Here is a 14,035-nt window from a genome sequence, read left to right on the forward strand (position 1 = left end):
TCAATTTACAGAATTTCAACTTAAAATCAGGCAAGTACAGGATACCTTTATGATATGAAATAATGATTTTCGGAGATAAAATCAATCATAATGAAACAATCCTTAATCTTTTTTAGTGCCTTATTCTTTTTGCTTTTTTCCTGTAAAGAAACAGCTCAAATAGCAAGTCATTCGGCTAATTTTGAACCCGAGTGGATTAACAAAGTAGGTGCCAAGGAAAACGTTTTTAAATCTAAAATTTATTACGCGAACGATTTTGGAGCGATAAATGATGGCAAAACACTTTCGACTAAAAACATTCAAAAAGCCATAGACGAATGCAGTAAAAATGGTGGTGGAACGCTTACTTTCAAACCCGGGAATTACTTAACGGGTTCCTTATTCATCAAAGAAGGCGTTCATTTTAATGTCCCAAAAGGAGTAACTATTTCAGGCAGTGAAAACATTACCGACTACCCGGAAATTGACACTCGTGTAGCGGGAATCGAAATGAAATGGCCGGCGGCTTTAATCAATGTTTTAGATCAAAAAAATGTAAGCCTTGATGGCGAAGGAACCATCGATGGTCAGGGAAAAGTGCACTGGGATTACTATTGGAATTTACGCAAAGAATACGAAGCCAAAGACTTGCGTTGGATTGTAGATTATGATGCTAAACGCCCAAGAACCATCTTAATCACCAATTCTAAAAATGTATTTCTTAAAGATTTAAATATTCAAAGAGCGGGATTTTGGACGGTTCAGGTATTGTACTCGGAACACATTACCGTTGACGGCATCAAAATAAGAAACAACATTGGCGGACATGGTCCAAGTACCGATGGAGTGGATATCGATTCGTCAAAATGGATATTGGTTCAAAACTGCGATATTGATTGCAATGATGATAATTTCTGTCTGAAAGCAGGACGCGACTGGGACGGATTGAGAGTCAATCGCCCGACTGAATATGTTGTGGTACGCAATTGTATTGCCCGTCAAGGTGCTGGTTTGTTCACTTTAGGCAGCGAAACTTCGGGCAGTATTCGACACGTATATGTTTCCAATATTCAAGGGTATGGTACTAAAAATGGACTAAACATAAAATCGGCTACTAACCGAGGGGGAACAGTAGAAGATGTTTATATGGAAAATATAAAAATGGAAAGTGTAGGTACTTTTATCTCAATTTCGATGAACTGGAATCCGGCTTACAGCTATTCCAAACTTCCTGCCGGTTACACTGAGGAAACTTTACCTCCACACTGGAAAAAAATGCTGACTAAGGTAGAACCTGAATCAAAAGGAATTCCTAATTTTAGAAATATTCATTTAAAAAATATCGATATCAAAGGAGCTAAAAAAGCCATTTCGGTAGCGGGATTAAAGGAGTCTATTGTCGAAAACATCACTCTTAAAAATGTCCATATTACAGCCGAAACTGCAGGAAATATCAATTACAGCAGCAATTGGATTTTAGACAATGTAACTATAAATGCTTTAGACCATTCGACTTTAAAAATTGAAAATTCTAAGAATGTAGATTTTTCAAATGCTGTAACCAATACTAAAAAGTAACACGTAAAATAGAGACACGAATTCACTAATTTAATTATTGAGGTTTATCTTTTATTATTTCACTAATTAAAATAAAATTCGTGAATTCGTGGCAAAAAACAATCGTTCGATAATGAAATCCAAAACCGCTATTTCCCTGCTACTGCTTTCTTTTTCTCTATCTAATTTGACGGCTCAAAGTCAAAATTTATGGCATGGAGAAAAACGAAAAATCCATTATACACCCGAAGGCAAAAGTTTTGTTTTACAAAACGGAACCCGAAAATTCAACCGTGCCTTATATGGAAGCAACACCGCTTTCAGGGTTGAAGCCGGCGATTTACCTGAATTTGCTATGTACATGCCGGGAATGGGTGGGAATTTAAAACTAGGCTTAGCCAACGGAAAAAACAGCAAATGGATTACCGAAGCCGATAAAATAAATACCAAATACACTCCCGGAACGGTTGAATATGCAATAAAAGATGCTTTACTTGCCAATGCGACTTTAACCATTCAAATTGTTGCTCTGGCGGATAGTGATGGTTTTATCCTAAAAGTCATTGGAAATAACATTCCAAAAAACACTTCGCTAATTTGGGCTTATGGTGGTGCCAGCGGTAAAAAATTCTCCCGAAACGGCGATATTGGCGGAGACCCGGAATCGGTGTTTTATTTACAACCGGAATATTGCATCAACAATCAATACCAGATTAACAAAAACAGCTTTAGTGTTTTCTATGGTTCTGCGAGCAGTAAAAAAGCAACTGAAAACAATCAGTTAATCAACGCTGTTTTTCCGGATTCGAAAGTACATTTGGCTAGTGCCAATTTCCTAAAAACACCTTTAGAAAATTATAATTCGAAAGCAGATTCGGTTCCAATGATTGTTGGACAACTGAACCAATTTTCGAAAGAAGGAAATTATTGGTTGTTCGAAAACACTGCTAAAATTGAAAATACCAGCGAACAAGCAGTAGCTGAAAAATTCAAAAAAGCACTCGCTCAAAGCGAAATTTTAGCAAACCGCATAAAAATAAACACACCCGATCCTTACATCAACACTTTGGGTGGTGCATTAGCGATGGCTGCCGATGCCATCTGGGAAAATCCGGCTTATTTGCATGGAGCTGTAGCCTGGCGTATGTACTTAAACGCCTGGCGCGGCGCTTATGTTGCCGATCCGTTGGGCTGGCATGACAGAGCCAAAACACATTTTGAAAGTTATGGAAACTCACAGGTAATCGAACCTGAATCTGGTCCTATCGTTCCTGATACTACCAGAAATTATGCGCGCCAACTGGAAAAAATGGGTACTTCGATGTTCAGCAGTGGTTATATAAGCCGTAATCCTAACAACAACAAAGTAGCACATCATTATGACATGAATTTGGTTTTTATAGACCAGTTAATCCGTCATTTTAAATGGACGGGAGATGTTGATTTTCTGAAAAAAATATGGCCGGTTATCAAAAGGCATCTGGCCTGGGAAAAAAGAAATTACGATGTAGACGGCGACGGACTCTATGATGCCTATGCTGCCATATGGGCCAGTGATGCCCTTCAATACAGCGGTGGCGGTGTGACTCATACATCGGCTTATAATTATTATGCCAATAAAATGGCGGCGGAATTAGCCCAAATTGTAGGCGAAGACAGCACTCCTTACACCAAAGAAACCGCTCACATTCATCAGGCAATTCAGGAAAAATTATGGAAAAACAACAAAGGCACTTTTGCAGAATATAAAGACCTTTTGGGCAACAAACTCACCCATGACACTCCTGCAATCTGGACTATTTATCACGCGTTAGACAGCGAAATTGCGAATCCGTTTCAAGCTTACCAAGCCCTGCGCTATGTAGATACTGAAATTCCTCATATCCCGGTTGCTGCCGAAGGTTTAGACAAAAACAATCTGGAACTGATATCCACAACCAACTGGCAGCCTTACACCTGGTCACTAAACAATGTAGCTCTGGCGGAAATTTTGCACACATCCTTAGCGTACTGGCAGGGAGGACAATCGGAAAAAGCATATAAACTTTGGAAAAGTGGCTTAATCGAAAGCATGTATCTGGGGGCTTCGCCGGGTGGATTTGAACAATTATTGTTTCAGGATGCGATTCGTGGCGAATTGTATCGCGACTTTGCCGACCCGGTGGGAATGGCTGGAAGAACTTTAGTAGAAGGGCTTTTCGGAGTTCAACCTGATGCACTTAAAAATACTTTAACTATTCAGCCCGGATTGCCTAAATCATGGAATCATGCTTCGCTTGAAATTCCTGATGTTTCTTTTGCTTTTGAAAGAACAAAGAACACCGACATTTACCAAATCACACCTCATTTTGCAACAAAAATGAATCTGCAATTATTGGTCAATGCCACTCACGAAAACATCAGTAAAATTATCGTTAACGGAAAAGAAGTTCAATATAAAATAATTGAGGCGAATATTGGAAGTCCAAAAATCAGTATCGAAAGTCCTTATGCCAATTCGTATAAGGTTGAAATCGTTTGGAGCAATGAACTTTTAGAACAGCCAACTGCGGTTTCCTCCATTTGCGAAGGCGAAAACATCAAAATCACAACTAATAAAGCTACAATTTTAGAAATAAAAGATACCCAAAACGCATTGGTAAACGCTGTTGTAAGCAATAACGAAATCAATTCTGTGGCGAATGGTATTGGCAACAAATCTTTCTTTGTAAAACTGAAACAAAAAGAAATGATTTGGTGGCAGGCGATTGACCTTAAAATCACTCCAAAATTAGAAATTGTTTCCAATTCAATAAAAGGAGAAAATGCGGTTGTGACAATCAAAAACAACTTGTCAAAAACGGTAAATGGATTAATTATTTCGAATCAAAAAGCAAACAGCACAAAAATTAGTTTAAAAGCCAATTCAGAAAACAATATTGAAATTCCTTTAGACCAACTGGTTTCGGGAACAAATGCCGTTGAAATAACTGCTGAAGATGGTTCCAAAACAAAATTAAATTTCACTAACTGGGACATTCAAGCCAATTCAAAAACAAACTGGGAGACTGTAAAACTGGACGGAATTTTCAATGATAAAATCACGAATATTTTTGAAAACAAATACCTCAGCCCAAGAGCGCAATCGCCAAGCCTTCAAATCCCTACTCAGGGCATTGGCAACTGGTGTTATCCTCTGGTAAAACCTATAATTGATGATGCAGGACTCAGAACTAAGGCAGGAACAAATAATCAATTAATCAGCCCGCAGGGAGTTCCGTTTGCAACACCTTCAAGCGCTGACAAGAAAAACATTGCTTTTATTTCACAATGGGATAATTTCCCTAAATCAGTTGCAATTCCCCTTTCGGGAAAAGCCTCTCACGCTTATCTGATAATGGCAGGAACGACTAATCCGATGCAAAGCCGATTTACCAATGGTGAAATTGTAGTAACTTACAGCGATGGAAGCAGCGAAAAACTGGAACTGAAAAATCCGGAAAATTGGTGGCCTATCGAACAAGATTATTATACCGACGGCTATGCTTTTACCACCAATGCTCAAAAACCGCCAAGAGTCTATCTAAAAACGGGAACGATTAGCAGAGACTTTAAGGATTTTAAATCGATTAAAGGTTTTAGTGATTTTGGTGTAGAAGGCGGTGCTGGAACAATTATTGATGTACCGCTGAACAAAAATAAAAACTTAAAAAGCTTAGAAATAAAAGCCATTGCCAATGAAGTTGTCATAGGTATCATGAGTTTAACGTTGAACCGCGAATAAGATGAATAGAAAAGAATTTATCAGCACCACATTTCTGGCTTCATTAGGCGCATTTCTTCCTATGCAGGCTCATCCTTTTTCTGATTCTGATGAACAACCCAAGCTTTCAGACTTCGAAAAAAGCCTGAGTCCCGTCGGTCGCGCTTTGGAATTTGAAGGTTATTATGTTTGGTGCAACAGTCCAATTGAAGGACCGGACGGAAAAATTCATGTATTTTTTTCGCGTTGGTCAAAAGCCAAAGGCATGGGTGGCTGGATTAACAGTTCCGAAATTGCACATGCCGTTGGCGATAAACCCGAAGGTCCTTACGAATATGTAAGCACCGTACTTTCTCCAAGAGGCACCGGATATTGGGATGCAACTACCTGTCATAATCCAAGTATTCATTTTGTAGATGGAAAATATGCGTTGTTCTTTTTAGGTAATTCGAATGGGAAAATGGATACAAAACGCATCGGATTAGCAACTGCTGATTCCCTTTACGGTCCCTGGAAAAGACCGGACGAACCTTTACTGCTTCCGGGAAAAGAGGGAGAATGGGACGATTTATTGACCACGAACCCATCCTTTATAAAACATAATGGCGAATATTGGCTGTACTACAAATCATTGGATACCGAAGAATATGTACACCCGAAATTTGAGATTAAAGGGAATCGAAAATATGGTTTGGCTATAGCCAAATCATTAGAAGGACCTTATATCAAATACGAAGGCAATCCGGTTGTTGATTTTCATAATATGGGAAACAATCAACAATGCGAAGACGCCTACGTTTGGTACGAAGACAGAAAATTCAAAATGCTAGCCCGGGACATGGGTGTTTTCGGAATTGACAAAGGATTGTATATGGAATCCAAAGACGGCAAACATTGGTCAAAACCACAAATTGGCTATCAGGAACTCAGTAAATATATTACACAACCATCTGCCCCAAAACATTTAAACCGTTACGGCAGAGTGGAACGTCCACAATTATTATTTCAAAAAGGGAAACCGACCTATCTTTTTACTGCCTCGCAGGGCGGAAAGTATGAAACGGCTTCGGCCTTTATTTTTAAAATCAATCAAAAATTATAATTTTATGAAGAAAGTATTCATCGCAGTCTCATTGTGTTTGCTTTTAACCACAGCAAAAGCACAGGAAAAAATAGACCGAAAAGCATTGGTAACAAGGCACAATGTCAATATCACAAAAATTGACACTTTGGGTTCTTTATCTGTTGGAAACGGAACTTTCGCCTTCACCGTTGACGCTACAGGTTTACAAACTTTTCCCGATTATTATCAGGCGGGAGTACCACTGGGAACCCAGTCGGAATGGGGATGGGACGCTGTTCCAAATACTGAAAATTATAAATTTGAAGAAAGCTTAAAAAATTTTCAGCAAAACGGAAGACAGGTTTCTTATTCTGTTCAACAAAAATCCACAGAACAGGTTAAAAATGCTGTAGAATATTTTCGTGCCAATGCCCATCGATTGCAACTGGGGAATTTAGGATTTGAATTGTACAAAAAAAATGGTGCTTTAGCCCAGCCATCCGATATTAAAAACATCAAACAAAAACTTAATGTCTGGACCGGAGAGATTGAAAGTTCCTTTACTTTTGAAGGAAGTCCGGTAAAAGTATGGACGGCTTCGCATCAGGAAAAAGATGCTATTGGAGTTAAGGTGGTTTCGGATTTAATTAAAAAAGGACAATTGAAAATCCGTCTGCGCATTCCTTTTCCAACAATGAAATGGGGCGACAACGGAAACTTGTGGAAAGCCGATTTAGCTCATACCAGCACACTTTCGAATAACGAAAAAAACGAAGCCATTATCAAGCACAAAATGGATTCGATTACCTATAACATTGGTCTAAAATGGAAAGGAAACGCTACTATTGCTCAAAAAGAAGCGCATTATTATCTTGTTACTCCAAAAGACAACCAATTTGAATTCAGCTGCGAATTTGCTCCGGCATACAAAGGCAAAATGCAAACTCCTGATGTGGCGGCAATACAATCAAGCAGCGCTACTGGATGGGAAAAATTCTGGAAAAGCGGAGCTGCCGTTGACTTTTCAAAATGTACCGACAGCCGTGCTTTCGAATTGGAACGCAGAGTCATTTTATCTCAATATCTAACTAAACTACAATGCGCAGGAAACGAACCACCACAGGAAACCGGTTTAACTTACAACAGCTGGTACGGCAAACCGCATCTGGAAATGCACTGGTGGCATGGGGTTCATTATCCGCTTTGGGGAAGAGCTGCACTTTTAGAAAAAAGTCTGCCTTGGTACAACAAAGTTTATGATAATGCTAAAAAAATTGCCGTAAGACAGGGATATGATGGAGTAAGATGGCAAAAAATGACCGACCCGGATGGTAATGAAGCGCCTTCTTCAATTGGAGCCTTGTTAATTTGGCAACAGCCACATTTCATTACTTATGCCGAATTGATGTATCGCGATCATAAAGACAAAGCGACTTTGGATTTATACAAAAAACGCGTTTTTGCTACTGCCGATTTTATGGCTTCTTTTGCTTATTACGACAATGAGAAAAAAAGATACATTCTGGGTCCGGGGGTAATTCCGGCGCAGGAACGTTTTAAAGCCGACGAAACTTTTAATCCTACTTATGAGTTGGCTTATTGGAATTGGGCGCTAAACACCGCTTTAGAATGGAAAAAACGTTTAGGCGAACCGGAAGTTGCCAAATGGAAAGACGTGGTAGCTCAGTTATCAAAATTGCCTGTTCAGGACAATGTGTATTTAGCTACCGAAAGTGCAACTGATTCTTACACCAATCCGGAATACAAAACCGACCATCCTTCGGTTTTTGGAACTTATGGAATGTTGCCGGAAACCACTTTATTGGATAAAACCATCATGAAAAATACTTTCGATTTGATTTGGAAAACCTGGTCATGGAAAGATACATGGGGCTGGGATTTCCCAATGACTGCTATGACCGCGGCTCGTTTAGGAATGCCTGATAAAGCTGTTGATGCCTTGTTCATGAATGTACAAACCAATACGTATTTGGTTAACGGACACAATTATCAGGAAGGTCGTTTGCCTATTTATCTACCCGGAAATGGTGGAGTGCTTACAGCTGTAGCGATGATGTGTGCGGGATGGGATGGTACAACCGAAAAAAATCCGGGTTTCCCGAAAGATGGAAAATGGGATGTAAAATGGGAAGGTCTTGAAAAAATGTTTTAATATGCTAAATCCTGAGAATTAAAAACTCTCAGGATTTTTTGTTTAAAATTTCTTTTTTGCTTGATCAAAAAAGAAACAAAAAAATCAAGTCTTACGCTTCCTCGTCGGTCAAATTAGTTTTCGAATACTGAAAGAAAAGAACTCGCTACGCTCAAACAGCTTTTCTTTCTACGTATTCTTCAAACATTTGACACTCGACTGCGAAAGCTAAGGACATTGGAATCTGAAAAAACTTTTTTTAACAAAAAAGCCACTAACACGTTAAACATCTTCACTTTTTTACAGTCTAATGGTATAAAAATTGATAAGTAAAGCTTTTCTATAACCCAACCAACCCTCAACCATGAAAAACACCTGGAATAAAAAACTTCTAATACTACTGACTTTTCAACTATCCGGTTCTTTATTATTCGCCCAAAGGCAAATGGAATCTCTTGACAGAGGATTGATTGCAGTAAAAGAAAAAGGTCATTTTTATATTAGCTGGCGCGTTTTAGGCACCGATGCTGATAATTTAGCTTTTAATTTATATCGGAAAAGCGGAAACAACAAAGCCGTTTTGGTCAACGACAAACCCATCACCGGAGCTACCAATCTGATAGATGAAAAAGCCAATCCAAGCGAAGAAAATACCTGGTTTGTAAAAACCGTTTTAAACGGTGTTGAAAAAGAAGCCAAAGGCAGTTTTACAATCCTGGCCAATAGTCCCGATAAAAATTATTTATCCATTCCGATAAAAGCAAAACAAGGCTACACGCCAAATGATGCTTCGACAGCAGATTTGGATGGTGATGGCCGTTATGACTTGGTCGTTCACATGACTGGAAAAGGAGCCGACAATTCATTTAAAGGATTAACCGATCCGCCCGTTTTTCAGGCTTATACCTTAGACGGAAAATTTTTATGGGAAATCAATTTGGGTAGAAATATCCGTGAAGGTGCCCATTACACCCAATTTATGGTTTACGATTTGGATGGCGACGGCATAGCAGAATTTGTTTGTAAAACTGCCGATGGAACAACTGACAGCTCGAATACTGTTGTTGGCGATGCTTCAAGAGACTGGAGAGATTTGAATCCAAAATCACCTACTTTTGGAAAAATACTGCAAGGACCTGAATACCTAACGGTTTTTGATGGTAAAACAGGGAAAATAGTGACTACTGTACCATATATCCCTGAAAGAGGTGATATTGGAAAATGGGGCGGAAAAGGAGGCAACGGGAAGAATGACAACACCGGAAACAGAGTCGACCGTTTTACAGCCTGCGTTGCCTATTTGGATGGAATACATCCAAGTGTGGTAATGTGTCGTGGCTATTATGGCCGAATTGTGATGGCTGCCTGGGATTTTAAAAACAAACAGCTGACTTCTAAATGGGTTTTCGACAGTAAAGATGGGAACAATCCGTTTTCGGGAATGGGGAATCACGGACTCTCAGTTGCCGACGTGGATAATGACGGAAAAGACGAGATTATTTATGGCTCAATGGTTGTCGATGACAACGGAAAAGGACTGTACACTACAGGTTTCAGACATGGCGATGCCCTACATGTAAGCGATTTAGACCCTGAAATTCCGGGTCAGGAGGTTTTTGGCGTGCACGAAATCGAAGAAGGAACCAAAGGTCCGGGTGTAACGTTATTTTCGGCTGCTAATGGAAAAGTATTATTCACCGCCATGGATGATGAAGATGTAGGAAGAGGTGTTGCCGATAATATTGATGCCAGCAGAGTGGGCGCTCAAATGTGGTGGTCCGGTTCTAAAAGTTTATACGATATCAAAGGAAATGCAATTGGCGAAGCACCGCGGGCAGCTAACTTTGTCATTTACTGGGATGGCGATGCTTCAAGGGAAATCCTGAACTCCAATTATATCGACAAATACGGAAAAGGCCGATTATTTACCGCCGAAGGCGCACGTTCGAATAATGGAACCAAATCCACTCCTGCCCTTTCTGCCGACATTTTAGGCGACTGGAGAGAAGAGCTTATTTTAAGAAGTGAAGACAATAGCGAACTGCGTATTTATTCCACTACGATTCCAACTGCAATCAGGCAATATACCCTAATGCACGATTCGCAATACCGTCTGGCAATTGCCTGGCAAAACGTAGGCTACAACCAGCCGCCACACACCAGTTTTTATATGGGGACAGGAATGAAACCGGCTCCAAAACCGAATATTAAATTGGTTCCTTAAAACGGTTATCTTAAATATATTTTTTAAAAAGCACAGTGTAAGCTGTGCTTTTTAATTTTGTAAGAAAAATTATTTTTATTTACTTTAGCGAAATAACACAAAAAAATATAGTGTCAATCTACCTAATTTTGGATGACACTCTACTTTGCAACAATTATATATAAGTTAGCAGTAATGCTAAAAAAATCCTAACTAAAAAAAATCAAATAAATAACATGCAAAACCTTATATACTTTCCAACATTCGAGCCACCAAATTCAACGTGGTTAAAATTTGCATTGCTATATATTGAAAATTTTAATCCAATAATTCCACGAAGTGGAAGGCAACATGTATCTGAAGATTACCATAGGATTATTAATGATACAGATTTAATAACACCATATGAGCCATCTTACGATCAAGGAGATAGAGCATCAATAAAAGCTATAGAGTATTTTGAAAATATTGATAGAAATCCACATCGATTTGCTAACCTTTTTAACAGACCTAATCTTGCAAGACTTGCGCGAGAAAATCAAAAAGATTTTAAAATTTTTGAAGAAAAATTTTCGATGTCATGGGAAAACTTTTGCATATATAATGGTTTAGCGGAGAGAACACATGGAGGAATAAATGTAACTGAAGAATTAGCTTTTATTTTTATGTCTTTTTTAGCACAAGAAATTGCCTTTGAAGAAGGCAAATCAATTATAACGGATAATCACAAATTTGATAATTTTTTAAACCATCAACGAGTTATAGCAAGAAATGTAATTACACGGGGAAGTTTTGCTCAAGGAGTTTTGGGCTTAATAGTTCCTCGAAATATTTCAGAAATTCCATTTCAAACTTTAATAGAATTTCGTAATAGAAATCGACATAAAATTAGAGCATTTAATGTCGAATTAAACAATTCTTTGAATAATATTCAAAATGGTGTCACAGAACGAGAATTTATAGAAAGATTTAATAATATCTATTCAGAATTAACATCAGAAATTTTGACTCAAAGCTTAAGTATTACTTCAATTCCACTTGCAACATATATTTTGATGCAAAATACAGGAACAATGAGTGCTGAATATATTAATGAAATTATTGGAGGAATAGGAATAGTTCTGACATCTAAAGTTGCAATTGGAACGAAATGGAAAGACATTTCAAATCGTCATAACTGCAAAAGATATATGACTAATTTAGAAAGACTAAGATAAAAAACACTACAGCTAACACTTGCTACAAGAGAACATTGTGAGCAATACTTAAAACTAAGACCAGAATGACAGATATTTTTGAAATAGCAAATAGTATTGTTAGAGAAACTATTATAGGATTGCGTAAAAATAAGAAAGTTAGAAAAATCTTCATTATCGTTTTCTCCACTATACTTTTATGCTCAATTGGAATATTAATATTTTTAAGCGAAGATTTGGATTCAAATTTTCTTGAATTTATTACGTTTCTTACAGTTTTCTCTAGCATAATGTTCCTGATAACTTTAATATCTTACACGGACATTAAGATTGATAATAAAGGGTTGACAGTAGAACTGAATAAAATTAAAAGAGATAGAGAAAAAATAATTGAACAAATCACACAGCAAGAGAATAATGTTTTTAATACTATTCAATTAAGCTTAAATCAGATAACGGAGTATTATACAATTAACTTAAATCAAGCACGAAGTAGTTATCGTTGGAGTATTACAGCAATTATAATAGGATTGATAACTTTGATTTCTGGAGCGTGGTTGCTCTTTTTCCAAACAACACCAAATATAACTGTTGGAATAATTACAGGTATATCAGGTATAATAATCGAATTTATTGGAGCATCAAATATTTACATTTACAACAAAAGTCTCGTACAATTAAATTTGTATTTTAAAGAACTTTTAAATATTCAAGATACAATGCTTGCAATAGAATTATGCGAAAAAATAGAGGATTCGAATCCAAAAAAACTTGAAATAACAGAAAGAATTATTATTAGTTTAATGACGAGGAGTTCGACAAAAAATACTGAAAATTAGTATTGTTCACAATTGAGTAGACCGCTCGAATCAATCTGGTGCTCGTTTACAACGAGTACCTACTTACTTTAAGAACTAAACAAAGCGTTTATAACGCGGTTCTTAGAAATCCTTTCGCGTTCGAAATATTCAATTTTCACGCAGATTTTGCAGATTTCCGCAGATTACTAAATGATTTTTCTACTCAAATCTGCAAAATCTGCGTGCCTTTTTAGCTCTTGTAAAGAGGAAATAAATCACAATAAATTGCTATTTCCCACTAACAGTTTTCCAAAAATCATCTTTAGGAAAAATATTTTTCAGGGTGTATTTAACTGCTTCTTCTTTAGTTAATTGATGCGACCAAGCCACTCTTTTATTGTTTTTAGCTCCTTTTCCCTTATTGTTGTATTCGGCATAAAAAGCTGTTTTCGTTTTATCAGCAAAGCGCTCGTCTTTCCATGGATTCCAGCCTTCGGGTAAAATATGGCTTCCTAAATTACAATTCATAAAAACCGTTTTAGCATAAGGACGCCACGGACGCCCTAAGAAAACCTTAGTTGCATTGGCATCGGCAATCAATTTACAATTAAAGAACACATAACCAAACTCCTGATTTTCGGGTGTTGAAGCCGCCGTGATATACGAATTGATCTTGCTCTTAATGATGCAATTTTGGAAAACCGCAACAGCCGGACCAAAAATAAAATCCGTCGTTCCTTCGATATAGCAATTTTCGTAGTATTGATAATATCCATCACCATCCGTAAGCAAAGTGTCCTGACAGCCTAAAATTCTCGAATTTTTAATTATAAAACGTTCCCCTTTTGCACATAAGGAAACCGCCTGCCCTTTTTCGCACCAGGAATTCTCGATGGTTATATTTTCAATTCGAACATCATCGGCACGAACTAAAAGCGTGTAAGAATCAGAAGTTCCAAAATTTCGTTTTGAATTTGGATTGGGCTTGCCCGAATAATCATCATTAGTTATAATGGTTTTATCCTTGTCTTCACCTATCAATTGCAATCCTTTTTTGGATAAAGGAATAACTAATTTCTCTTTGTAAATCCCTTTTTTAATATAAATCAAAACAGCTCCTTTTTCAGTATTGGCAGCATCAATCGCTGTCTGGACCGTTTTAAAATCGCCACTGCCATCCAGAGCTACTGTTATCTTTTTATCTGTTTGTGAATGGATATTATTATTCAAAAGAATAAAAAACAAAAACACTAAAATTTTCCTCATTATAACCAATTTAAAATTGTAAATCTAACACTAATAAACTTCAAAAATAAAGAAAAAAAGCCAGCTTTCAGTAATCG

General features: G+C 37.5%; 8 protein-coding genes. 7 read left to right on the forward strand and 1 reads right to left on the reverse strand.

Going from position 1 to position 14,035, the window contains the following annotated elements; all coding sequences use genetic code 11:
- The first annotated feature begins 90 nt into the window (after window positions 1–90).
- The 7 genes from BLR17_RS00675 to BLR17_RS00705 all read left to right on the forward strand — a co-directional run bounded on the left by BLR17_RS00675 (window position 91) and on the right by BLR17_RS00705 (window position 12,731).
- Window positions 91–1,557: a glycoside hydrolase family 28 protein gene (locus BLR17_RS00675; protein WP_066328568.1), complete on the forward strand. Its 1,467-nt coding sequence runs from the start codon at window positions 91–93 to the stop codon at window positions 1,555–1,557.
- Window positions 1,558–1,669: 112 nt separating this feature from the next.
- The gene (locus tag BLR17_RS00680; RefSeq protein ID WP_066328567.1) at window positions 1,670–5,299 is read left to right on the forward strand and encodes a DUF4450 domain-containing protein; all 3,630 of its coding nucleotides are present in this window, start codon (window positions 1,670–1,672) and stop codon (window positions 5,297–5,299) included.
- A 1-nt stretch (window position 5,300) separates the two neighbouring features.
- Complete coding sequence (locus BLR17_RS00685) at window positions 5,301–6,380, forward strand: glycoside hydrolase family protein (RefSeq protein WP_066328566.1); 1,080 nt, start codon at window positions 5,301–5,303, stop codon at window positions 6,378–6,380.
- Window positions 6,381–6,384: 4 nt separating this feature from the next.
- Window positions 6,385–8,514 carry a hypothetical protein gene (locus tag BLR17_RS00690; protein WP_066328742.1) on the forward strand — a complete coding sequence of 710 codons (2,130 nt, stop codon included), beginning with the start codon at window positions 6,385–6,387 and terminating at the stop codon, window positions 8,512–8,514.
- Window positions 8,515–8,857: 343 nt separating this feature from the next.
- Window positions 8,858–10,717 carry a rhamnogalacturonan lyase gene (locus tag BLR17_RS00695; RefSeq protein ID WP_066328565.1) on the forward strand — a complete coding sequence of 620 codons (1,860 nt, stop codon included), beginning with the start codon at window positions 8,858–8,860 and terminating at the stop codon, window positions 10,715–10,717.
- Window positions 10,718–10,932: 215 nt separating this feature from the next.
- Window positions 10,933–11,913 (forward strand): hypothetical protein, encoded by a 981-nt coding sequence (locus tag BLR17_RS00700; RefSeq protein ID WP_139068378.1) that lies wholly within the window; start codon window positions 10,933–10,935, stop codon window positions 11,911–11,913.
- A gap of 65 nt (window positions 11,914–11,978) precedes the next feature.
- Window positions 11,979–12,731 carry a TRADD-N-associated membrane domain-containing protein gene (locus BLR17_RS00705; RefSeq protein ID WP_066328563.1) on the forward strand — a complete coding sequence of 251 codons (753 nt, stop codon included), beginning with the start codon at window positions 11,979–11,981 and terminating at the stop codon, window positions 12,729–12,731.
- A gap of 249 nt (window positions 12,732–12,980) precedes the next feature.
- Here BLR17_RS00705 and BLR17_RS00710 read toward each other — a convergent pair whose 3' ends face one another.
- Window positions 12,981–13,958, reverse strand: coding sequence for a pectinesterase family protein (locus BLR17_RS00710; RefSeq protein ID WP_066328562.1), 978 nt, complete (start codon window positions 13,956–13,958; stop codon window positions 12,981–12,983).
- Window positions 13,959–14,035: the final 77 nt, after the last annotated feature.

It is taken from the genome of Flavobacterium glycines (genome assembly GCF_900100165.1).
Lineage (GTDB): Bacteria > Bacteroidota > Bacteroidia > Flavobacteriales > Flavobacteriaceae > Flavobacterium > Flavobacterium glycines.